This is a genomic window from Caballeronia sp. LZ035, assembly GCF_031451175.1.
Lineage (GTDB): Bacteria > Pseudomonadota > Gammaproteobacteria > Burkholderiales > Burkholderiaceae > Caballeronia.
The window spans coordinates 1-21,305 of the sequence record NZ_JARUXS010000002.1; the positions used below are offsets into that span (position 1 = coordinate 1).

At 63.6% G+C, this 21,305-nt stretch carries 20 protein-coding genes; 12 read left to right on the plus strand and 8 right to left on the minus strand.

What is annotated here, in order from left to right; genetic code table 11:
• The 8 genes from QCE88_RS15580 to QCE88_RS15615 all read left to right on the plus strand — a co-directional run.
• A partial coding sequence (locus tag QCE88_RS15580; RefSeq protein ID WP_309903665.1) for an ABC transporter permease subunit occupies positions 1-1,582 on the plus strand: 1,582 nt, incomplete at its 5' end.
• A complete protein-coding gene (locus QCE88_RS15585; RefSeq protein ID WP_309903667.1) occupies positions 1,575-1,838 on the plus strand; it encodes a hypothetical protein in 264 nt (87 codons plus the stop codon). The genes QCE88_RS15580 and QCE88_RS15585, both read left to right, overlap by 8 nt.
• 206 nt (positions 1,839-2,044) lie before the next feature.
• Positions 2,045-2,806 carry an enoyl-CoA hydratase/isomerase family protein gene (locus tag QCE88_RS15590; RefSeq protein WP_309903669.1) on the plus strand — a complete coding sequence of 254 codons (762 nt, stop codon included), beginning with the start codon at positions 2,045-2,047 and terminating at the stop codon, positions 2,804-2,806.
• Positions 2,807-2,846: 40 nt separating this feature from the next.
• Positions 2,847-3,908 carry an ABC transporter substrate-binding protein gene (locus QCE88_RS15595; protein WP_309903671.1) on the plus strand — a complete coding sequence of 354 codons (1,062 nt, stop codon included), beginning with the start codon at positions 2,847-2,849 and terminating at the stop codon, positions 3,906-3,908.
• A gap of 10 nt (positions 3,909-3,918) precedes the next feature.
• The gene (locus QCE88_RS15600) at positions 3,919-4,980 is read left to right on the plus strand and encodes an ABC transporter ATP-binding protein (protein WP_309903674.1); all 1,062 of its coding nucleotides are present in this window, start codon (positions 3,919-3,921) and stop codon (positions 4,978-4,980) included.
• A 9-nt stretch (positions 4,981-4,989) separates the two neighbouring features.
• Positions 4,990-6,771: an ABC transporter permease subunit gene (locus QCE88_RS15605; RefSeq protein ID WP_309903677.1), complete on the plus strand. Its 1,782-nt coding sequence runs from the start codon at positions 4,990-4,992 to the stop codon at positions 6,769-6,771.
• 27 nt (positions 6,772-6,798) lie between these two features.
• Complete coding sequence (locus QCE88_RS15610) at positions 6,799-8,340, plus strand: AMP-binding protein (RefSeq protein WP_309903678.1); 1,542 nt, start codon at positions 6,799-6,801, stop codon at positions 8,338-8,340.
• A gap of 81 nt (positions 8,341-8,421) precedes the next feature.
• On the plus strand, positions 8,422-9,264 hold the full coding sequence (locus tag QCE88_RS15615) for an IclR family transcriptional regulator (protein WP_309906459.1): 843 nt from the start codon (positions 8,422-8,424) through the stop codon (positions 9,262-9,264).
• A gap of 9 nt (positions 9,265-9,273) precedes the next feature.
• Here QCE88_RS15615 and QCE88_RS15620 read toward each other — a convergent pair whose 3' ends face one another.
• Positions 9,274-11,043 (minus strand): FUSC family protein, encoded by a 1,770-nt coding sequence (locus tag QCE88_RS15620; protein ID WP_309903680.1) that lies wholly within the window; start codon positions 11,041-11,043, stop codon positions 9,274-9,276.
• Positions 11,044-11,357: 314 nt separating this feature from the next.
• Between QCE88_RS15620 and QCE88_RS15625 the strand changes: the two genes are divergently transcribed.
• The 4 genes from QCE88_RS15625 (at position 11,358) to QCE88_RS15640 (ending at position 14,536) form a co-directional block, all read left to right on the plus strand.
• Complete coding sequence (locus QCE88_RS15625) at positions 11,358-11,756, plus strand: VOC family protein (RefSeq protein WP_309903683.1); 399 nt, start codon at positions 11,358-11,360, stop codon at positions 11,754-11,756.
• A gap of 94 nt (positions 11,757-11,850) precedes the next feature.
• Complete coding sequence (locus tag QCE88_RS15630; RefSeq protein ID WP_309903684.1) at positions 11,851-12,495, plus strand: twin-arginine translocation signal domain-containing protein; 645 nt, start codon at positions 11,851-11,853, stop codon at positions 12,493-12,495.
• A 43-nt stretch (positions 12,496-12,538) separates the two neighbouring features.
• Positions 12,539-14,122 (plus strand): GMC family oxidoreductase, encoded by a 1,584-nt coding sequence (locus QCE88_RS15635; protein ID WP_309903686.1) that lies wholly within the window; start codon positions 12,539-12,541, stop codon positions 14,120-14,122.
• 87 nt (positions 14,123-14,209) lie between these two features.
• Positions 14,210-14,536 (plus strand): ribbon-helix-helix domain-containing protein, encoded by a 327-nt coding sequence (locus QCE88_RS15640; RefSeq protein WP_309903688.1) that lies wholly within the window; start codon positions 14,210-14,212, stop codon positions 14,534-14,536.
• A 43-nt stretch (positions 14,537-14,579) separates the two neighbouring features.
• On the opposite strand, the gene QCE88_RS15645 is transcribed toward QCE88_RS15640, so the two are convergent.
• The 7 genes from QCE88_RS15645 to QCE88_RS15675 all read right to left on the minus strand — a co-directional run bounded on the left by QCE88_RS15645 (position 14,580) and on the right by QCE88_RS15675 (position 21,013).
• Positions 14,580-15,800, minus strand: coding sequence for a glycosyl hydrolase (locus tag QCE88_RS15645; protein ID WP_309903690.1), 1,221 nt, complete (start codon positions 15,798-15,800; stop codon positions 14,580-14,582).
• Positions 15,801-15,916: 116 nt separating this feature from the next.
• The gene (locus QCE88_RS15650; protein ID WP_309903692.1) at positions 15,917-16,813 is read right to left on the minus strand and encodes a helix-turn-helix domain-containing protein; all 897 of its coding nucleotides are present in this window, start codon (positions 16,811-16,813) and stop codon (positions 15,917-15,919) included.
• Positions 16,814-16,943: 130 nt separating this feature from the next.
• Positions 16,944-17,417: a MaoC family dehydratase gene (locus QCE88_RS15655; RefSeq protein WP_309903694.1), complete on the minus strand. Its 474-nt coding sequence runs from the start codon at positions 17,415-17,417 to the stop codon at positions 16,944-16,946.
• Positions 17,414-18,607: a CoA transferase gene (locus tag QCE88_RS15660; protein WP_309903696.1), complete on the minus strand. Its 1,194-nt coding sequence runs from the start codon at positions 18,605-18,607 to the stop codon at positions 17,414-17,416. The genes QCE88_RS15655 and QCE88_RS15660 overlap by 4 nt, the downstream gene beginning before the upstream one ends.
• A gap of 27 nt (positions 18,608-18,634) precedes the next feature.
• Complete coding sequence (locus tag QCE88_RS15665) at positions 18,635-19,798, minus strand: acyl-CoA dehydrogenase family protein (RefSeq protein ID WP_309903698.1); 1,164 nt, start codon at positions 19,796-19,798, stop codon at positions 18,635-18,637.
• A complete protein-coding gene (locus QCE88_RS15670) occupies positions 19,795-20,583 on the minus strand; it encodes an enoyl-CoA hydratase/isomerase family protein (protein WP_309903700.1) in 789 nt (262 codons plus the stop codon). Before QCE88_RS15670 ends, QCE88_RS15665 begins: the two co-directional genes overlap by 4 nt.
• 4 nt (positions 20,584-20,587) lie before the next feature.
• On the minus strand, positions 20,588-21,013 hold the full coding sequence (locus tag QCE88_RS15675) for a MaoC family dehydratase (RefSeq protein ID WP_309811853.1): 426 nt from the start codon (positions 21,011-21,013) through the stop codon (positions 20,588-20,590).
• Positions 21,014-21,305: the final 292 nt, after the last annotated feature.

The following is a 21,305-nucleotide window of genomic DNA, read 5'->3' on the forward strand; positions in this document are numbered from 1 at the left end:
GGTGTATGTGGAAGTGCTGTGGGTAACGATGAAGATATCGCTGCTCACGACCTTCTTCTCGGTGCTGGTGGGCTATCCGGTCGCGTACCTGATCTCGGCGGCTACACGCGAGCGCAAGAACCGGTTGCTGTACTGGGTGCTGCTGTCGTTCTGGACGAGCTTTCTGGTGCGTACGTTTGCCTGGGTCGTGCTGCTCGGTCGCAACGGCGTGCTCAACTGGGTGCTGAAGCACCTCGGTCTGGTCGATTCGCCGCTCGGGCTGCTGTACAACCTGCCGGCCGTGATCGTGGGCATGACGCACGCGCTGATGCCGATTGCCATCATGACGATGCTCTCGGTGATGGAGAACATCGACCGGCGTCTGCCGAGTGCAGCATCGACACTGGGTGCGCGTCCGGGCATGGCGTTCTGGAAGGTGTATTTCCCGCTGTCGTTGCCGGGCGTGTTTGCCTCTGCGTTGATGGTGTTCGTGACGGCAATCGGCTTCTTCATCACGCCGACGCTCCTGGGCGGACGTCACGAGACGATGATTACGCAGCTGATCATCGATCAGGTGTTGCAGGCGCTGAACTGGGGCTTTGCGGGTGCGATCTCGGTGCTGCTGCTGGCGGTGGTGCTGGTGGTGTTCGTGGTGTATGACCGGATGGTGGGTCTCTCGACGATGACCGGTGGAAGCAGTGCGGCTCGTGGCCCGCAGAAGAGCGATGGCTTGGGCCGCAAGTTCGGCGACGCGCTTCTCACGCTGCTGGCCAACGCAACGGACGCTTTGCTTGCCTTGCTTCCGAAGCGCAAGAAACGCGCAGGCGACGGCAACGGCATGACGCTGCGCACCGTCGTCACGCTGATCCTGGTGTTCCTGAGCGCGCCTGCGTTCCTGATGATCCCGCTGTCGTTCGATTCAGCTTCGGGCCTCGCCTGGCCGCCGCACGGCGTGTCGCTCCAGTGGTACCAGCAGGTGATGGACTCGCCCCTGTGGATCCAGGCCGCGACCCGTTCGCTGGTAGTAGGCGTGGGCACGGGTGTGCTGTCGATGGCGATCGGCACGCCCGCGGCCTTCCTGCTGGTGCGGGGCGGCTTGCGCTGGAATGCAACGATGCTGGCGTTCGTGCTGGCGCCGATCGTGGTGCCGCGCATGATCCTGGCGGTGGGCGTGTTCTATTTCTTCGCGAAGATTGGCTTGGTGGGTTCGTCGCTGGGACTGGTGCTGGCACACACGGTGGTCGCAGTGCCGTACGTGGTGATCACCATGATGGCGGTGCTGCGCAACTACGACACGCGTCTGGACCTCGCCGCGCAGAGCATGGGCGCACGCACCTTCACGACCCTCAGACGCGTAACGTTCCCGATCCTGAGCGCAGGCATGCTTTCGTCGTTCCTGTTCGCGTTCGCGACTTCGTTCGATGAATTGACCATCGCGCTGTTCTCCTCAGGCGGACTGAGCACGACCTTACCCAAGCAGTTCTGGGACGAAACCACGATGCAGATCTCACCGGTCATTGCAGCTGTCTCGACGCTGCTGTTCGTGTTCATCTCGATTCTGATCTCGCTGGCGGACCGTCTGCGGCGCAGGAGCCTTGCCTAGACCCACGGCCATGCATCTGAACGTAAGGGACCGCGCCGTGGCTGCCGCCGGCGCGAACGCCGAGGACGCGGAAGTCTGGCGCTGGTTCTCGCTGCTCATGCAGGACCGGCGCGTGCGCTGGTGCCAGGCGGATGAACGATGGTTCGTCAGCGTCGACAACCGCCACGTGGCGACCGAACCGTCCTTCGACGAAGCCATCCGGCGCGCGAAAGAACGCGTTGAACAGCAGGGCGCCCTGAAGCGGCGTCTTCGCTGAACTCGATGTTCGACTGAAGCGAACGCGTCGAATCGATTAAAACCCGCATTCTCAAGACCTCGTTGCCTCTTCCGGCACGAGGTCTTTTTTCTTTTCGCCGCAGCTTTTCCTGCCGAATCGCAGCGACTTCGCGTAAACCCGCTTGCAACACATTTTTGACAGTCTTATATTAAATTTCACCATTAACTATCTCTATGCGATAAAACATGAGCGAAGACGTCCTGTTCTCGAACCACGGCCGCGTGGCGGTCATTACGCTGAATCGTCCTGAACGCCTGAATGCGTGGACCACGCCGATGCGCAACAAGATCATCGAGGCGCTGGACCGCTACAACGCCGACGACGGAGTCGCGGCGATCATCATGACGGGGGCGGGCAATCGCGCGTTCTCGGCGGGACAGGATCTGTCGGAAGCACATGACTTCGACGGCGAACGCGCGGTCGCATGGGTCAAGGAATGGCAGATCTATTACGCGGCGCTGCGCAACCTCTCCAAGCCGCTCGTGATGGCGCTCAACGGCACGGCGGCAGGCTCCGCGTTCCAGGTCGCGCTGCTGGGCGACATCCGCGTGGGACATCCGGGCGTGCGCATGGGTCAGCCGGAAATCAATGCGGGCATCGCCAGCACGACCGGCCCGTGGATCATGAATTCGATGCTCGGCATGTCGCGCACCATCGAACTGACGCTGACGGGCCGTCTGATGGACGCGGACGAATGCCATCGCATCGGGCTGATTCATCACCTCGTCGATGAAAGCCGAGTCTTCGAAAAGGCGCTGGAGATCGCGACCGAACTCGCCGCGAAGCCGTCCGTCGCCATGCGCCTGGACAAGCAGCGCTTCCGTGAGATGACCGAGCCGGGCTTCGTGGATTGCATCGAGGCGGGCATGCGCATTCAGCGCGAGGCGTACGACTCCGGTGAACCCGCACGCATGATGGAAGAGTTTTTCAAAAAGCGCGCGAAGTAAGCACTCTTCATCCACCTACCCAGTGCGGGAGACCTGAATCATGACCCAAGAATTCAACCCGGCGCGACGCCGGATTCTTCACGGCGCGGGTGCGCTGGCCGTCGCTGGCGCCATGCCATTGGTGGCGCGTGCGCAGAGCAAGCAAATCGTCGTCTCGGACCCGGGCGGTCCTTACACGACGGCGTATCGCGAGGCCTTCTACGATCCCTTCGAGAAAGCGACGGGCATCAAGGTGGTAAGCGTCGCGCGCGAATCGCAACCGGTCGCGCAGTTCGCGGCGATGGTGCAGACCAAGAACTACGTGTGGGACGTGACCACGCTGACGCTGTCCGCCGACATTCCCTACCTCGAATCGAAAGGCTTGCTCGAACCCATCGGCCTGAAGGCGAGCGACTATCCCGACATCATGCCGGAAGCGATCACGCCGAACTGGCTGGGCGTGGACGTATATTCGACGGTGCTCGCCTATCGCACGGACAAGTTCAAGGACAACGGGCCGAAGTCGTGGGCCGACTTCTGGGACGTAAAGAAGTATCCGGGCCGTCGCTGTCTGCGCCGCAGTCCGCTCGACACGCTCGAACAGGCCCTGCTCGCCGATGGCGTGCCGCTCGACAAGCTCTATCCGCTCGACGTGGACCGCGCATTCAAGAGCCTCGACAAGATCAAGCCGCACATCAACATCTGGTGGACCTCAGGCGCACAGGCGATGCAGGCGATCCAGAGCGGCGATGTCGACATGATCTCGGCCTGGAACGGGCGTGCGCAAGCAGCGAAGGACGGTGGCGCGCCGGTGCAGATCGTGTGGAACCAGGGCTTGTATTCGATCGAAGGCTGGGGCATTCCGAAGGGCACGCCGCGTGCGGATGCCGCGAAGCAGTTCGTCAAGTTCTGCGCCGACGCGAAACGGCAGGCGCTGCTCACGCGCACGCTGGCCTACGGTCCGACCAACAAGAAGTCGTTCGAGAGCATCACGAAGGAGCGCGCGACGCTGCTGCCGACGGCCCCGGACAACATCAAGGACATGAAGCTGCCGAGCCCGCAATGGTGGGAAGAGAATCGCCAGAAGGTCACCGAGCGCTTCAATTCGTGGATCATCTCCTGAGGACGACATCATGAGCTCGAAACTCGAGGCGATCGGCATCGCCAAGCGCTATGGCGATGCGGTTGCGCTGGAACCGACGGATCTCGCCGTGCAGGCGGGCGAATTCCTGACGTTGCTCGGTCCCTCGGGTTCGGGCAAGACCACGTTGTTGCAGATGATCTCCGGGCTGGTTGCGCCGAGCGCGGGGCGCATCGAGATCGATGGCCGCGACGTCACGCATGTGGAGCCGGGCAAGCGCGGCATCGGCATGGTGTTCCAGAGCTATGCGCTGTTTCCGCACATGAGCGTGTGGGACAACGTGGCCTATGGCCTGCGCATGCGCCGCAAGTCCCGCGATGAAGTGCGTGCAGCGGTGGACGATGCCCTCGCGATGGTGCGCATGGGCGAGTACGCGAAGCGCTTTCCGAAGGAACTCTCGGGCGGGCAGCAGCAGCGCATCGCTCTGGCACGCTGCTTCGCGTACCGGCCCTCGGTGATTCTGCTCGACGAACCGCTCGGCGCGCTCGACAAGAAACTGCGCGAGCACATGCAGTCGGAGATTCGTCGCCTGCACAAGGAACTCGGCGCGACCTTCGTGTATGTCACGCACGATCAGGACGAAGCATTGACCTTGTCCGACCGCATCTGCCTGATGAACCAGGCGCGCATCGAACAGGTGGGTACGCCCGCCGATCTCTACGACCGGCCTGCCACGCGCTTCGCGGCCGGCTTCATCGGTCATTCGAACCTGCTCGAAGGCGAACTCGATGCCACTCGTGGCGCCAGCGGTGAACCCATCCTGCTGGCGGCGGGCGGGCGCATTCCGTTGCCGGTGGGCGCATCGATTGCGCCTGCCGCGCGTCATACGTTGCTGGTGCGGCCCGAGGCGCCGCGTCTTGTCGAACCGCAGGGCGGCTATGTCGACGGCACGATTTCGGATGTCGTGTTCTTCGGCAGCGACACGCGCGTACAACTCTCGATGAACGACGGCAGCGAACTCACCGTGCGTTGCGAGCGCAGCCTGTCGCCGCGCATCGGCGACAAGGTGGGCCTGACGTGGGACCCGTATCGCACGACCTTGCTGCACGCCTGAGGAATCGTCATGACTCTTGCACTACACGCCCAGCGCGAGCATGAAGGCGCGCGCCGCGGCTGGTCCGTCGCGCTGGCGCGCTGCGCCCGCTTCCTGCCGGTCGTGCCCACGCTGCTGTTCCTGCTGGTGTTCTTCATCGTGCCGGTGGGCGAGATCCTGCAAGGCGGTCTCGTCAGCGCCGACGGCCAGTTCGGCTTCGCGCAGTTCGAGCGCATCGCGCGCACGCCGGTGTACGCGAAGGTGCTATGGATTACCTTCGCCATCTCGTTCCTGACCGCTGCGCTTTCCATCCTGCTCGGCTATCCGGTGGCGTACATGCTGAGCCGCCTGTCCGAACGCGTGCGCGAACGCTGGCTACTGTGGATCATGCTGCCGTTCTGGACGAGCTATCTCGTCAAGACCTATGCATGGATGCTGCTGCTTTCGAAGACCGGCGTGCTGTCGACCATCGCGCTTGCGCTCGGACTAGTGCGTGAGACTTCAGGCACGATTCCCTCGCTGACGGGCGTGCTCATCGGCATGGTGCATTCGATGCTCCCGCTCGCCGTGATGACCATGCTGCCCGTGATGCGCGGCATCGACGACCGTCTTGCGCAAGCGGCCGAAACGCTCGGCGCGGAACGCAGCACCAGTTTCTTCACAGTGTTCCTGCCGCTGTCTTCGCCGGGCGTGGCGGCGGCGGGACTGCTGGTGTTCATCTCCAGTCTCGGCTTCTTCATCGTGCCCGCGCTGCTCGGCTCGCCGAAGGAAACGATGATCGCGCAACTCGTGATCTCGTCGGTGCTCGAACTGTTCGACATGCGCTTCGCGGGCGCGCTGTCCACGGTGCTGCTCATCTGCTCCATCTTCATCTTCTTCGTCTATGACCGCATGGTGGGCCTGACCTCGCTGACCGGCGAGACCAGCGAGAAGACGCGCGGTTCGCGTGCGGCGGGCGTCAGGCTGGCGTTGCTGATGACGGCGGGCCGCGTGTGCGCGCCGTTCGTGATGCGGCGCCGGACGCATGCCGAGCCGGTGGCGCGCGCGGCCAGTCCGCTCGGGCTGTACACCTGCATCATCATGGCGCTGCTGGTCCTGCCGGTGCTCTCGGTGATTCCGTACGCGTTCACGAAGAGCGATTACATCGGCTTTCCGCCGAAGCTTTTCAGCATGAAGTGGTTCGGCACCTTCATGGATTCGCCGGTGTGGCACAGCGCGGTGATCCGGTCTTTCGAAGTGGGTTTCGGCACGGCGGTGCTCTCGCTGCTGCTCGGCTTCGGCGCCACGCTCGCGATGACGCGCATGCCGCGCCGCGCAAGCAAGCCTTTGTTCGCGCTGCTGGTGGCGCCGCTGATCGTGCCGCGTATCGTCGTGGCGGTCGGGTTGCTGTATCTGTTCGGGCGCTTTGGCCTGACGGGCACGAACCTGGGCCTCGTCATCGGTCATACGGTGCTGGCGATTCCCTATGTGGTCGTCACGCTTGCTGCGGGCTTCCAGCGTTTCGACTGGCGTCTCGACGATGCCGCGCGCGTCATGGGCGCGTCGCCGCTGCGGCGCATCACGTCGATTGTCCTGCCCCTGCTGATGGCCAGCGTGACGGCAGCGTTCCTGTTCGCGTTCCTCGTCTCTTTCGACGATCTGACCATCGCCATCTTCGTGAGCGGCGGCATCAACTCGACCTTGCCGAAACAAATGTGGGACGACATCCAGCTGGCGATCACGCCGACGCTTGCTGCCGTTTCCACCACGCTCATCATCCTGATCGCGCTCGTCGTCGCGGTTTCCTCCTGGCTCAAGCGCCGTGCGCGCTGAACCCCGGGCTCTCAAATCGGTTGAACCATGCATCGCTACTCGGAATACTTTGCCCATCGCCACGCAGAAGATGAACTCGACTGCGTTCCCCTGCTCGCGGCAGGACTGCGCCGCGATCCCGCGCGCATTGTTGCGGACTTCGACGGTCACGCCATCACCTGCGGCGACGTCGCGCGGCGCGTCGTGCAATTGCAGCGCTGGTTCGCACAGGAAGGCCTCGTGCCGGGCGACCGTGTTGCCGTCATGCTCGGCAACAGCGCGGAACACGTTCACCTCATCTATGCGCTGGTGCTGAGCGGCCTGGTATGGGTGCCCGTGAACACGAAGCTGCGCGCGGCGGGCCTCGAATACCTGCTGCGCCACGCCGAACCGAAGCGCTTCATCATCGAAGACGAGTTCGATGCAGTGACGGCGAACATCGATTGCGGCGAGTCGCAGCGCGTGCGTCTGCCCGCCTTCGATCCGCGCGACGACGCGACCGCTTTCACGACGCCGGCCATCGGCATTCATGATCCGCTGTGCGTCATCTACACGTCGGGCACCACGGGCGCGCCGAAGGGCGTCGTCTTCACGCAGCGGATGATGCGCATTGCAAGCGAGGCGGCGTTGCGCGTCGCGGACGTGCGCGAGGGCGATCGTCTGTTCCTGTGGGAGCCGCTGTGTCATATCGGCGGCGCGCAGATGTTGCTGCTGCCGTTCCTCGAAGCGATCACGCTGCACGCGGTGCCGCGTTTCTCGGCATCGCAGTTCTGGTCGCAGGTGGAACGCGCGGGCGCGACGCAACTGCATTATCTCGGCGGCGTGCTCGACATCCTGATGCAACTGCCGCTCGATGCCCAGCCCAACGCGCACACATTGCGCGTCGCCTGGGGCGCGGGCGTGAGCGCCGCCGCATGGGAGCCGATTCAGGACCGCCTCAAGGTGCGGCTGCGCGAGTGCTACGGCATGACGGAGTGTTCGAGCTTCGCCACCGCCAATGCCACGGGCAAGCCGGGCTCGATTGGCCGCGCGTTGCCGTGGATCGAGATCGAACTGCTGGATGAACATGCGCAGCCGGTGAAAGAGGGCGAAGCGGGCGAGATCGTGTTGTCGAGCAAGGTGGAGGGCGCGTTCCTGCCGACCTATCTCAAGAATCCCGAGGCGACGGCTTCCGCGCTGCGCAACGGCAAGCTGCATACCGGCGACCGCGCGCGCCGCGATGCCGATGGCGATCTCTACTTCATCGGCCGCCAGACGGACAGCATGCGGGTGCGTGGCGAGAATGTGTCGGCATGGGAGATCGAACGGATCTTCGCGGCGCATCCGGCCGTGCGCCTGAGTGCGGCGATTGGCGTGGCATCGCCGATCGGCGAACAGGACATCCTGCTCAACGTGCAGTTCAAGGATGCGCCGGTGGAGTGGGAAAGCATGCACGCGTGGGCGCGCGAGCGTCTGGCGAGCTTCCAGTTGCCGCGCTATTACCGGGCGGTGGAAGGCTTCGAGCTGACGGCGAGCGAACGGATCAAGAAGCATCTTCTGCCGCGCAGCACCGGCGATGCATGGGACCGGCTCGAGAAGGCGCAAGCGTGATGACACCATGAATATCGCCTAAAGATAGCGTGTTAGGGCTATGCGATAATTCGTCGACAATCGAAAACGATGAACCACGTGATGATCGAAGAGCCCAAAGTGCCGCGCAAGCGCAAGAGCCCCGCAGCGAAGGCGCGCGGCGAGGCGGCGGACCCGAGCGCGTCTTCGCTGTATGTGCAGTCGGTCGAGAAGGCGATGAAAGTGCTCACCGCCTTCGACGGCAGCAAGCGCCAGCTCTCGCTCTCCGAAATCGCCGCGCTGACCGGCTTCGACATGAGCGCGACGCAGCGTTTCGCCTATACGCTCGCGGCGCTCGGCTATCTCTTCAAGGACCCCGACAGCCGCAAGTACGAACTGTCGCCTCGGCTGCTGGACTTCACGTACCACTATCTGACGTCGAACGACCTCGTCAGCCGCGCCACGCCTTATCTCCAGCAACTCGGCTCGGAGACCGAGGAGGCAACCAACCTCACCGTGCTCGACGATACCGACATCGTCTTCGTCCTGCGTATCGTGAGCCGCAACGTGTTCAATGCGCATGTGATCGTCGGCTCGCGTCTGCCGGCCTACTGCACGGCGCCCGGACTCGCGATTCTCGCCACGCTGGCCGACGGCGAACTCGACGATATCCTCGCGCGCACGAACCTTGTTCCCTATACGGGATCGACCGTCTATCAGCCGCGCAAGATCAAGGAGCGCATTGCGCAGATCCGCAAGCAAGGCTATGCGCATACGGAAGACGAGTACTTCGTCAGCGATATCTCCACGGCGGCGGCCATCACGAATGCGCATGGACGCGGCATCGGCGCGGTGAACATCGCGGTGGCGCGTTCGCGCTGGCACGCGGACCGCGACGAAAAACGCTTCGCCGATCTCGTGATCTCCACCGCGTCGGCCATCTCGACGCGGCGGCGGATCGAATAGCCGGTCTGTTCAAGCTGCACGCTCGCGCAACGGAGAAGGTGCATCGCTGAACCCGCCGATGCGCTGCGCGAGCAACGCAACGGCGCCGTCGAGCGAGGCGGCCATGCCTGTGGCCGCCGGCATGCCCTTCATGCCTCTCATGTTTGTACGCGTGCAGCCCGCGCGAATCGCTTCCAGACGTTCGAGAATGCTTTCGATACCGCTTCGATCCTGCATGGCGTGAGGCTGCCGCAGCAAGGTGCGTACGTTGTGAACGCAGCACGACAGCGCACCGGCAACGAGGTCATCATGGGTTGCCCACACAAACACGCGCCGCGGCCGCAATGCCAGCCGGAATGCTTGCCAATGACTGTCCAGTGAGCGCACCGCCGCGCCGGCTTGTGCGTTATCCGCGCTGCGCACGCCCGCGATCATCGCGTCGATGACTTCCACGAAGCGCGCCTCAATATGCCGGCTCGTTTCGAGCGGCTTGATCGTGAACGCGGCCACCAGCGACGCGATACAACCGATCGCGACTTCGCCGATACGCAGTTCGACGAGCGGTTGGACCGCATGACCGAGCATGCCGTACACGAGGCTCACCAGCACGGTGATGCAGAACACGCCCGGCCCATAGGCGCTCAGGATGAAATACGCCCAGCCGAAGACGCACAGCAGCATGGCGCAGGCAATCGCGACCGGTTCGCTGTGCAGCGAAGTCACGAGCAGCGCGCCCACGATTGCACCGGCCAGCGTCCCAGCAATCCGTTGCATCGCGCGATGCACGGTATCGCCACGGGAACGTGTTCCGAGCAACACGACGAAGGTGGTGATGACGGCCCAGAACCATCGTTCGGAGGAGAGCCAGTGACCGGCGAACAGCGCCATCGACGCTGCCGCCGCCATGCGCGCGGCGGGCCACCATGAAAGGCTTGCAGGTCCGCTTTGCTGCGAAGCGCGGGCAGCATGAACACGCTTCGTTGCCCATTGCCTCGACGCCATCCATTCCAGCGTCGCAATGGCGCTGCGTAAGCGCGCTTTGCGATCCGGACGCGCGGTTTCATCGAACACATATTGATTCGCCGCCACTTCCAGCGCGATGAGCGCGTCGCGAACATCGTCCGTATCGCCGGATTCGAGTAGCGCGAGGCGGTCTTCCAACGAGATCGCGGCTTCGTTCAGCGCAGTGAGCGCCGTATGCAAGGAGGCCGCGCGGGGCGCATTACCAAGCAGCCTTCGCGCGCGCACGGTCACCGTCCGCACTGCAAGCCGCAGCGCCGCGTCATGACGCGGCGGAATGATCCAGCGCGCGACGCACACGGTCACGCATGGCGCAATCAAGGACATCGCCATCGTGAGCTGCGTCATCGGCATGGTCGGATGAAGATAGGAGCCGAGATAGAACGCCACGAGCGCAAGCAGCGCGCTGCCGAGCGCACGCGGACCGCACGCCTGGATCAGCATGCCGCCGCACAGCAGCGCGATGAACGCGGCATCGGCGAGCGCGGGCCACGCGGACAGTGCGCTCGCCAGCGCGAAGGAAGCCAGCGCGACGACATAGAGCAATAGCAGGGATGCAAGCCAGCCTCGCAGCGTGCCGTCGCGCAGGAACAAAGGCGCGACCATCACGAACAGGATGCCGAGCCCGGCGACGGTCGGCGGCGCATCGAGCCGCGCGGCCAGCGGAAGGCAGATTGCCGCGGTGAGCAACGTGGCGAGCGTCGCGCGCAGGGCCGTGACGAAGCGCGCGAGTCCGGGGTCCGCGACGAGCAGGCGATCGGCCGCTCGCGTGAAGAGCATTGCAATCATCGGGGCGACATTCAGGCGGTGACGGACGCGGCTTGTGGCCGGAGTCCATCGAGGGAAGTTGCCGTGCACTGCCATTCACGCAGGATCGCCGGCGAATGGAAGCTACGGGTTTTCCCGGATCTTAGCGTGTCAAAAAAACCATGGCGATTGAAGCGCGTGCGTGCCCTTCAATTGGCCTTCAGTGCACGGACAGGGTTAACGCCCGGATTTAACGAGCTATTACCTCGGCCTGCGCACCGGTCGCTAAATTCACGATGAACGCTGGAGCGCGGCGGCTCGCAGCGATATTCAGCACAGGAGGATCGATGGCCAAACTGATTCATACCATGATTCGCGTGAAGGACCTGGACCGGTCGCTCGGGTTCTACGCGTCCGCGCTCGGCCTGACGCCGAGTCACCGGCTCGATTTCGATGACTTCTCGCTCGTCTATCTGCGCAACGAAGAAACCGAAGCCGAGATCGAATTGACCTGGAACAAGGGACGCGATATCCCCTATACCCATGGAGACGGCTATGGACATTTCGCCGTCGTCGTCGATGACGTTCATGCGGAGCGTGAACGGCTTGTCGGCCTCGGCCTGACGCCGAAGGACGTGAAGGAATTCAAGGACGGCAAAGGCGAACTGATTGCGCGCTTCTTCTTTATCGAAGACCCGGACGGGTACAAGATCGAAGTGCTGGAGAAGCATGGACATTATCGCTAGCGCGTCCCGAAGCACCCGAGCGTCACGCAGATGACGCACCGGCAATCCCTGAGTACGACCATAAGCTGTTGCAGCACCCCACAAGGAGACAGACATGCGAGACACGATCATCCCGATCGTCGCGCCACGGCGCGCGCACGACGACGGACATCCACACGAGCACGCCGGGCCTGACGCCGCTCCACCCCGGATCGCGCTGACGCGGCGCGAGTTTCTGCGCGGCACCGGCGTATTGGTGGGCACGATCGCCGCCTCGTCCATCTTTGCGAGCCTCGCGCCGAGCCGCGTCTGGGCGCTCGAAATGCAAGGGCTCAGTACACATCAGGGCGAAGTGCTGCTGCAGGTCACCCGGCAAATCTATCCGCATGCGACGCTCGATGACGCCGTGTATGCGCTCGTCGTGAAAGATCTCGACGCAAAGGCGAAGGCCGATCCCGCCGTGCGCCAGCAACTCGCCGACGGCGTCGCGCAACTCGACGCCCAGGCCGGTTCCGACTGGACCAAGCGCGGCCCCGCCGACAAGGCGCACGACATCGCCGCGCTGGCCGGCACGCCGTTCTTCAACACGGTACGCAGCACGGCCGTGGTGTCCCTGTACAGCAACGCGATGGCCTACGAGCATTTCGGCTATGGCGCGGGGCAGGGCGACGGCGGTTATCTCTATCAGGGCTTCAACAACCTTTCATGGCTGCCCGATCCGCCCGCGGCCGACAGCGGCCCGATTCCGAAAGACGGCTGATCCAGTCGGTTTGAAATCGGTCGAAGGGATAACGGAGACAGACATGTACACAGAGAACAAGGTGCAGTTCAAGCATAACGACGACCACGTGGTGGTGGTCATCGGTTCGGGTGCGGGCGGCGGCACGCTGGCGAACGAACTCGCGCAGAAGGGTATCGACGTGGTGGTGCTGGAGGCAGGCGCATTGCATACGCAAGGCGATTTCTCCACCGAAGAATGGAACGCGTTCAAGCAACTCTCGTGGCTCGACAATCGCACGACGTCCGGTTCGTGGCGCGTCGCGAAGGACTTTCCGAACCTGCCCGCGTGGATCTGCAAGACAGTCGGCGGCACGACGGTTCACTGGGCGGGTGCGAGCCTGCGCATCCAGCCGTACGAGTTCAAGGCGAGGACCACGTACGGCGACATCAAGGATGCCAACCTGCTCGACTGGCCGGTGACGCGCGCGGACCTCGATCCGTACTACAGCCGCGCGGAGAAGAAGATGGGCGTGACGCGCACCAATGGCTTGCCTGGTCTGCCCGGCAACAACAACTTCAAGGTGATGTCCGCCGGGGCCATGAAGGTCGGCTACAAGGAATGCAACACCGGTCACATGGCGATCAACAGTACCGTGCGCGACGACCGCACGCACTGCTTCCAGCGCGGCTTCTGCTTTCAGGGCTGCCGCATGGGCGCGAAGTGGTCGACCCTGTACACCGAGATTCCGCATGCGCAGTTGACCGGTCACATGGAATTGCGGCCGCAGGCGCATGTGGTGAAGATCGAGCACGATTCACGCGGCAAGGTGTCGGGCGTCGTCTACTACGACAAGGACGGCAAGATCCAGCGCCAGAAGGCGCGTGCCGTAGCCGTGGCGGGCAATGCGATCGAAACGCCGCGCCTGTTGCTGAACTCGCAGTCGAGCAAGTTCCCCGATGGCCTCGCGAACGGCTCCGGTCAGGTGGGCCGCAACTACATGCGGCATACCACGGGCTCGGTGTACGGCGTGTTCGACGACAAGGTCGAGATGTACAAGGGCACGACGATGGCGGGCATCATCGAGGACGAGGCGAAGTTCGACCCGAAGCGCGGCTTCGCGGGCGGCTATCACATGGAGACGATCTCGCTCGGCCTGCCGTTCTATGCGGCGTTTCTCGATCCGGGCGCATGGGGCCCGAACTTCACCGAGGCGCTGGACCGCTATCAGTACACGGCGGGCATGTGGATCGTCGGCGAGGACATGCCGCGCGAGTCGAACCGCATCACGCTCAACAGCGACGTGAAGGACCAGTACGGCATGCCGGTGCCGAACGTCCACTTCGACGATCATCCGAACGACGAAGCCATGCGCGAACACGCGTTCAAGCAGGGCAGCGCCGTGTACGAGGCGGCGGGCGCGAAGGCGACGTATATCGTGCCGCCCTATCCGTCGACGCACAATCTGGGCACGGCGCGCATGAGCGCGAAGGCCGATGACGGTGTCTGCAACGCGCACGGCCAGGCGCACGAGGTGTCGAACCTGTTCATCTCTGATGGCAGCCAGTTCACGACGGGCGCGGCGGAAAACCCGACGCTCACCATCGTCACGCTGGCGATCCGTCAGGCCGACTTCATTGCGGGCCAGATGAAGCAGCGCAGGGTTTGACGCCATTGCCGGCGTGAGGGTGGAGGGGTAGCTTGAGCCATGGCCGTCGTGCGAGCGCGCGGCGGCCGCATATTGGAGGATGACGTCATGTGCAGGGTGTATATCAACGCCGATCCGATCCTCTATGAATCGCGCACGCGTTCGCTGCGTATTCATGGCGTGATTACCACGGTGAGGCTCGAAAACCTCTTCTGGGACGTGCTGCAGGAAATTGCCGGGCGCGAGAACCTGACGACCAGTCAGTTTGCCGTCAAGCTCTACGATGAACTGATCGCGCTGCGCGGCGAAGTGCCGACCAATTTCGCATCGTTCCTGCGGGTGTGCTGTCTGCGCTATCTGTCGATGCGCGAGGCGAAGCAGCCCGTGGAAAGCGAGGCGGCGGGGGTGGCGCTGAGGGTGTTGAAGACGGGGTGAACGGCGATAGGCCGGTATCGCGCGACACCGGCCCTTACATGATTCACCCCAACGCGATACGCGCCTCATCCAGCGGCCGCAGCTTGCCCGGATGCACGACGCGGCACAGCGCTTCCACAAAGAAGAAATCACCGAACATGGTCGCGCCGTCGACGCCAATGTTATGCGGCTTCGAATAGCACGAGTTGTGCAATAAGCCGTGCTCGCCTTCCTTCGTGAACTCTTCGCGGCACAAGGCTTCCAGCATCGCGACGCCATGACGCTGCCACTTCGCGGCGGCCTGTGCATCCGGATGCAGACGCGCCAGTTCCAGCAGCGCCGACGCGACGATCGCCGCTGCCGCCGTGTCCTTGATCTCGGCGTCGCGGCCGGTGGCGTCGAAGTCCCAGGGCGGCACCTGACGTCCGTCGAGACGGCGCAGATAGTATTCAGCGAGCCGTTCCGCGAGATCGAGATACCCGCGCTTGCCGGTCTCGCGCGCCGAGTTCACGTAACCATAGATCGCCCACGCCTGGCCACGACTCCATGCGGATTCATCGAATGCGCCCTGGAAGGTATAGCCGCGCACGCGCGCTCCGCTTGCCACGTCGTATTCAACCGCGTGATACGTCGAGTCGTCATCGCGCACGAAGGCGCGCGCGGTCATTTCGGCGTGGGCATCGGCGGCGTGGCGGTAGCTGCCGTCGTCGGCGTGATTCGCGGCCCAATAGAGCAGCGAGAGATTGGCCATCGTGTCGATCGCGGATGCGCTGCGGCCGCGCGGATCGGAGAGCGGCCCCCATGACGCGAGATAGGCGCCGTCGCGCGTCGTGACGAGCCGCGCGCGCAGCTTGTCGGCCGCTTCCAGTGCGATGTTCGCGAACCACTCGTCACCGGTGATGTGATGCGCAGGCACCGCGCTGCTGTCGAAGATGAAGCCGATGTCATGCGTGTTCGGATCCTCCGCGCGCTGTTCGACCAGACGCATGCGGGCACGCGCCCATTCCATGAAGCGCGTCTCACCGGTATGCAGATAAGAGGTCAGCAACAGCCCGATCCAGAAGCCGCAGAACCAGTTGCCGTGGCTCCAGGCGTCGCCGTCATAACCGGCTGACAGCGAGGCGGGCAGCCGCACCCATTGACCATCGGGGCCGGTGACTTGCGGAAATTCGACGCCGAAGGTCAGCTCGTCAGCGGCGACCTTTCGCGCGGTCTTGTCGAGCGTTTCGCGGAACAGCCTGATCTGTTCGTCGGAAAGCGCCAGCGGGTTGTTTGCGTTCGACACGGTGTCTCCTTGAGTTCGTCATGCGCAGGACGATTCTAAGAAGCGCCCGCATGGCGGCGTTAGGATGAAACGCGTGAACAGTTGGACATTCCCACGCCGGCGCGTGGTTCTTCGCATCAGATGTGCAGCTTCTCGAGACTGCGGCGATAGTCGATCGGCGAACGGCCCGTGTGCTTGCGAAAGCAGCGGCTGAAATAGGCGGGATCGTCGAAGGACAACATCGCTGCGATCTCGGCGATGTTCACCTCCGAGTGCAGCAGCAGACGCTTCGCCTCCAGCATCACGCGTTCGCGTATCAGCTTGGGCGCCGTGCTGCCGAGTGCCTGGCGCGTCGCCTCGTTGAGCGCGCGTTCCGTCACGTTGAGCAGGCGCGCATAGTCCGCCGCTTCGTTGACGGAGCGAAAGTGCTTCTCCAGCAAGCTCTTGAAACGGCGTGACAGCAACACGCTGCGCGAGGCGGCGGCGTCGCGCATCGCGGCGGCGTCGCACATGCGCGCCACCTTGATGAGAAACACATGCAGCCAGGCCCAGATCGCGTCCGTATAACCGATCTGCTCTTCCTGATACTCCTGGCGGATGCCTTCCATCACGCGGCTCAGGTCGCGCACCTGGGCATCGGTCAGATGAAGACACGCGTCGAGCTGTTCGAAGTTATAGACCGGCACTTCGGTTTCGGTGTGACGGTTCTGCACCCGGAACGCGAAAAACTCGGAAGAGAAGCTGATGCTGTATCCGAGCGTGTCGGCGGACAGATCGAGATCGTGGATCTGTCCCGGCGTCATGAAGTAGAGCGTGTTCGGCCGGACGTCGTAACGAACCGAGTCGATCACATGCGAGCCGCTGCCTGCAAGAACCCACATCACATGATAGAAGTCATGCCGATGCGGATACACCAGCGTCGATTTCAGCGCTTCGATCGGTGCGAGATGAAAGTCGGGCGTCTTGACGTGAGCGCCGTATTCGTAGTCCTCGATGCGGATGACCGGGACATGACAACAACAAGCGGTATCCAACTGTCTCCTCCGGTTGGCGGCGCTTGTGTTTCGCGCCTGCCAGCAAGCCCGGCACGTCCGGGTCCCTGAGCGAGTTTAGCCGCGCAGGAGCCCGCACGTTACTGGCATTTACACCATGCGATGCGGTGACTCATGCTGCGACATGGCGCGCCATCATCTCCTCGTCGAAACGCAGTTCCTTCAGCGCGGACAGCCCGCTCAGCACCACGCGCCCTTGCTGGTTGCGCACGGTGGTATCCATGACCAGGATGCGCTTGGCGGGCTTCTTTTCGACGACGCAAACGTTGATCGTCACCGTATCGCCGATATACACCGGCCCAAGGAAGCGCAGCTCCTGCCCGACATACGCGAAGCCCGGACCCGTCAGTTGCGTGTGCGCCGCCGAGACCAGCGCGGCCGTCAGCAGCCCGTGCACCACGCGTCGTCCGAAGGGCGAGCAGCCGGCGAAGGCATCGCTCATGTGCAGCGGGTTCAGGTCGCCCGAGAGATGACCGAAGGCGTTCACTTCGGCTTCGGTGACCGTATGCTCGATGACCTGTGTGCGGCCGATCTCGGCATCGTCGAAGCGCAGCAGCGCCGGCCAATTGTTCGGTTCTGCGCTCATGCTTCTCTCCTCGATGTCAATGCAATGCCGCCTTCGACATAAGCGTCGATCTCTTGCGGCGTGTAGCCCAGTTCCGCGAGCACCTCGCGGGTGTGTTGTCCCTGCTTCGGCGGATGACGGCGCAGCGCCGGCGCCGCGCCGTCGTAGCGCACCGGATGCGCCAGCACGCGCACGGGTCCCGCTTCCTCATGCTCGAACGACAGGATCATCTGGTTGTGCGCGACTTGGGCGTCGTGCTCGACCTGCTCGTAATCGTTGACCGGCGCGAACCAGATGTCGTGTTCTTCGAAGGTCTGCATCCACTCGGCGGTGGTGCGGGTCTTCAAGGTGTCGTACACGAGACGATTGATTTCCTCGCGCCGCGTCACGTTGTCTTTCGGATGCTGGAATTCGGCGAGCGCGGGACACGACAGCGCACCCGCAAGCTTTTGCGTTGGCGTGAGCGACATGGCGATATAGCCATCGCTCGTCTGATACACCCCATACGGTGCGGGATGAAAGCGGCTGCCGGTGGGCGGATGCGTGCGCGCCCAGAGCGGCCCTTTGTTCATGTAATACGTGAACGGTTCGATCTGGAGATCGAGCGCGGCATTGAGCAGATTGCTCTCGACGCGCGTGCCCTGGCCCGTGCGTTCGCGCGCCTGCAACGCGGCCACGACGCCGAAGGCAGCCAGCACGGCCGCGTGCTGATCGACGATGGCGGAGCCGACCGGCGTCGGCGGCGACTCAGCATCACCCGACAGCATGGTCATGCCGCTCATCGCCTGCAACAGCAGATCCTGACCCGGCCGCTTCAGATAGGGGCCGGACGAGCCATAGCCGGTGCAGGAGCAGTAGACCAGACGCGGATTCACCTCATGAACCTGCGCATAGCCGAAGCCCATCTTGTCGAGCACGCCGGGCCGATAGTTCTCGATCAGCACATCGGCTTCGCGAATCAGCTTCCAGACAATCTCGCGCGCGGCTTCTTCGCGCAGATCGAGCGAGATGCTGCGCTGATTGCGGTTGCCGAGCAGAAAGAACACGCTCACGCCTTCAACGAATGCATCTGCGCCGGTCCAGCTCCGTTCGAACGCGCCGCCGGGCGGCTCGATCTTGATGACATCCGCGCCGACATCGGCGAGCATCTGCACGGCGGCCGGGCCTTGCAGAAAGTGCGTGAAGCTCAATACCTTGATGCCTTCCAGCATAAACACTCCCCTCGGTTTCGCGCGCGTTCAGGCAAGCAAGGTGCGCGCGATGATCATGCGTTGGATTTCCGATGTGCCTTCCACGATCTCGAGCACCTTGGCATCGCCGAACGCGCGGGCGACGGGAAACTCCGCCATCACGCCGTAGCCGCCGTGAATCTGCAACGCCTGGTGCGCGGCCTGCATCGCGCGTTCGCTGGCGAAGAGCTTGGCTTGCGATGCCTGCGTGTCGAACGGTGCGCCCGCATCCTTGAGCGCGGCGGCGTCATACAGCATGAGACGGGCAGCATGCGCGTCGGTGGCCATGTCGGCGATCTTGAATTGCAGACCCTGGAATTCGGCGATCGCGCGTCCGAACGCGCGGCGCTCCTTCATATAGGCGATGGAGCGGTCGAGCGAACCTTGCAGGATGCCCAGCGCGAGCGCGCCAATCAGGATGCGCCCCGTGCTGATCTGCGCGAGCGTCTGGCGCAGGCCCGCACCGCGTTCACCGAGCAGATGATCGGCGGGAATGGCGCAGCGCTCGAAGAACAGTTCGTGCGTGATCGACGCGCGCCAGCCGATCTTGCGCAGCTTGCGTCCACGGTGATAACCCGGCGTCTCCTGCGGCACGATGAAGCTGGAGATCTCCTTGCGGCCGTCGGGACGCGTGCCGGTCACGGCGGCAATCACCGTGGGTCCGCCGATCTCCGTGCCCGAATTGCTGATGAAGGTCTTGGCGCCGTCAATGATCCAGTGCTCGCCATCGAACACCGCGCGCGTGCTGATGTTCGCCGCATCCGATCCGGCATCCGGCTCCGAGAGCCCGATGGAGCCGATCTGCGCACCTTCGAGAATGGGCCGGAGGAAGCGGGCTTTCTGTTCGGGCGTGCCGTAGTTGTTGAGCAGGCTGGCGACCGTCGAGTTGGCCATGAGTGCGTTCGCGACCGCGCAATCCACGCGCGCGAGTTCTTCCAGCACGATCACGAACGACAGCCAGTCGCCGCCGCCACCGCCGAATGCTTCGGGATAGGGCAGGCCGGTGAAGCCGAGTTCGCCTGCCTGACGCCAGAGCGCGTAGGGAAAAGCCTCTTGTTCCCAGAGCGTCTCCGACTGCGGCGCGACTTCCTTCTCTGCAAAGCGTCGTACCGCTTCGCGAATCATCGCGTGCTGTTCGCCGAGCCAGTGAGGTTGCCTGAGCGTCGTCGTCATGACGTCACCGTTGCGGCGGATCTGCGCGCCATGAAGTGCCGCAGCCCGGCGCGCGCGCCTTCGCTTGCGAAGTTGACCGCATAGTGCGCGGCTTCGAAATCGAGTCCTGCCGCAAGCGGCAATTCGCCGGCGCGGTTCAGTGCACGCTTGGCCATTTCGACCGCGAAGGGATCGAAGGCCGCGAGCGTCTTGGCGAGTTGCTGCACTTCGTCGAACAGCGCTTCGGGTGCCGCGAGCGCATGAATGAAGCCGAACGCCTCGCATTCTTGCGCCGAGAAGCGCTTGCCGCTCATGACGAAACGCTTGGCACACGCCAGCCCCATCTTGGCGACGGCGAGTTGCGTGCCGCCCCAGCCGGGCATCGTGTTCAGCGTGATCTCCGGGAACGCGAAGCTCGCACTCGTCGATGCCACGATGAAGTCGCACGCCAGCGCCAGTTCAAAGCCGCCGCCGAGTGCATAGCCGTTGACCATTGCGATGGTCGGCTTGGCGCACTCGTGCAGGCGCAGCATGGTGCGCTGACCGGCCAGCATGTCGCGATACGCGGCGGGGCTGTCCATCGAGACAAGGCGTTCGATGTCGTTGCCGGCCGCAAAGGCCTTCGCCCCGCTGCCGGTGATGGCGATCACGCGGGTGGCGTCGTCGGCGAGGGCGTCATCGAGACCGGCGTCGAGCGAGGCGAGCATCTCCGGCGTGAAGGCATTGAGCTTGTCGGGGCGATTGAGCGTCAGGACACGCAGTGCGCCATGCTGCGTTGCAAGAACGGGAGGCGGAGCTTTCTGCATGGCGTTACAGCACTTTCAGGTAGGTCTTGCCCGAGGCGACCACCACGCCGTCCTGACGCGTGACGTCGGCGGCGAAGATGCACACGTTGCGCTCCTCGTCCTTCTCTTCGAGCGTGAGACGCGCGGTCACGGTATCGCCGATGAACACCGGCGCATTGAAGGTGATGTCATAGCGATACGACACCGCGCCCGGGCTGGGCGCCTTCTGGGCCATGAGGCCCATCACGGTGGAGAGAAAGCCTACCGACAGACAACCCTGCGCGATGCGCTTCTCGAAGCGCGTGCCCTTCGCGTATTCCTCGTTGAGATGCACGGCATAGAAATCGCCGACGATGCCGGCAAAGCCATAGATGTCGTACTCGGAGACGGTCTTGGCGAAGTCGGCGGTGTCGCCGATCGCATAGCAATCCATATGGGGGCGTTTGGCCATGTCGATGGGTCTTCTTGAATGGTTGGCTGAACGCGGCGCGTTGTGTTGCGGTACGGTGCCGTCAGCGTGGAAGTCACTTTAAAGAGGCGCCTCATTCAACGGGTAGGACGGTTCGCGCGATCTTTTGGACTTTTTTGCAGCACGCCGCGCGAACGGCCGGGGTGCCGTTAAAAAGTCCAAGAAATCCGAAGACTGGTCCTAACGCACCCTTGCAGCGATCACAAATACTTGCGTCAACCCGCCAGCCTGCTCGCACTTTGGGAATCCCATCGGGCGATGCGAGGCACACGCA

Excerpts from the sequence above, each read along its gene's own strand:
- QCE88_RS15590 (WP_309903669.1), top strand. The coding sequence starts at position 2,045 with ATGAGCGAAGACGTCCTGTTCTCGAACCACGGCCGCGTGGCGGTCATT.
- QCE88_RS15595 (WP_309903671.1), top strand. The coding sequence starts at position 2,847 with ATGACCCAAGAATTCAACCCGGCGCGACGCCGGATTCTTCACGGCGCG.
- QCE88_RS15600 (WP_309903674.1), top strand. The coding sequence starts at position 3,919 with ATGAGCTCGAAACTCGAGGCGATCGGCATCGCCAAGCGCTATGGCGAT.
- QCE88_RS15605 (WP_309903677.1), top strand. The coding sequence starts at position 4,990 with ATGACTCTTGCACTACACGCCCAGCGCGAGCATGAAGGCGCGCGCCGC.
- QCE88_RS15610 (WP_309903678.1), top strand. The coding sequence starts at position 6,799 with ATGCATCGCTACTCGGAATACTTTGCCCATCGCCACGCAGAAGATGAA.
- QCE88_RS15615 (WP_309906459.1), top strand. The coding sequence starts at position 8,422 with ATGATCGAAGAGCCCAAAGTGCCGCGCAAGCGCAAGAGCCCCGCAGCG.
- QCE88_RS15620 (WP_309903680.1), bottom strand. The coding sequence starts at position 11,043 with ATGCTCTTCACGCGAGCGGCCGATCGCCTGCTCGTCGCGGACCCCGGA.
- QCE88_RS15625 (WP_309903683.1), top strand. The coding sequence starts at position 11,358 with ATGGCCAAACTGATTCATACCATGATTCGCGTGAAGGACCTGGACCGG.
- QCE88_RS15630 (WP_309903684.1), top strand. The coding sequence starts at position 11,851 with ATGCGAGACACGATCATCCCGATCGTCGCGCCACGGCGCGCGCACGAC.
- QCE88_RS15635 (WP_309903686.1), top strand. The coding sequence starts at position 12,539 with ATGTACACAGAGAACAAGGTGCAGTTCAAGCATAACGACGACCACGTG.
- QCE88_RS15640 (WP_309903688.1), top strand. The coding sequence starts at position 14,210 with ATGTGCAGGGTGTATATCAACGCCGATCCGATCCTCTATGAATCGCGC.
- QCE88_RS15655 (WP_309903694.1), bottom strand. The coding sequence starts at position 17,417 with ATGAGCGCAGAACCGAACAATTGGCCGGCGCTGCTGCGCTTCGACGAT.
- QCE88_RS15660 (WP_309903696.1), bottom strand. The coding sequence starts at position 18,607 with ATGCTGGAAGGCATCAAGGTATTGAGCTTCACGCACTTTCTGCAAGGC.
- QCE88_RS15665 (WP_309903698.1), bottom strand. The coding sequence starts at position 19,798 with ATGACGACGACGCTCAGGCAACCTCACTGGCTCGGCGAACAGCACGCG.
- QCE88_RS15670 (WP_309903700.1), bottom strand. The coding sequence starts at position 20,583 with ATGCAGAAAGCTCCGCCTCCCGTTCTTGCAACGCAGCATGGCGCACTG.
- QCE88_RS15675 (WP_309811853.1), bottom strand. The coding sequence starts at position 21,013 with ATGGCCAAACGCCCCCATATGGATTGCTATGCGATCGGCGACACCGCC.